This window comes from Leisingera sp. ANG-M1 (assembly GCF_000813745.1).
In the GTDB taxonomy this organism is placed as follows: domain Bacteria; phylum Pseudomonadota; class Alphaproteobacteria; order Rhodobacterales; family Rhodobacteraceae; genus Leisingera.
The window spans coordinates 42,115-42,450 of sequence record NZ_JWLC01000036.1; the positions used below are offsets into that span (position 1 = coordinate 42,115).

1 protein-coding gene is annotated in these 336 nt (G+C 61.6%); it reads left to right on the top strand.

The genetic code is table 11. The annotated features are described in order from the left end of the window. Positions 1–316, top strand: a 316-nt coding sequence (locus RA19_RS24715; protein ID WP_152615871.1) for an aldehyde dehydrogenase family protein, incomplete at its 5' end; no start/stop codon positions are given. Positions 317–336: the final 20 nt, after the last annotated feature.

Sequence of the window (336 nt, forward strand, 5' to 3'; positions counted from 1 at the left end):
GGAAATCTTTGGCCCGGTGATGTCCGTTCTCGATTTCGACACCGAGGAAGAAGTGATCGCCCGCGCCAACGACACTGAGTTCGGCCTCTCGGCCGGCGTCTTCACCAGCGATTTCACCCGTGCGCACCGGGTGATCAGCCAGCTGGAGGCGGGCAGCTGCTTCATCAACTCCTACAACGACGCGCCGGTCGAGGCGCCGTTTGGCGGTGTGAAAGCATCGGGTGTGGGCCGCGAGAACTCGAAAGAGGCAATCAAGCACTTCAGCCAGGTGAAGTCCGTCTACGTCCGTATGGGCGACGTTGAAGCGGCGTTCTGATTGCCCTTTGGGCCGTCGCC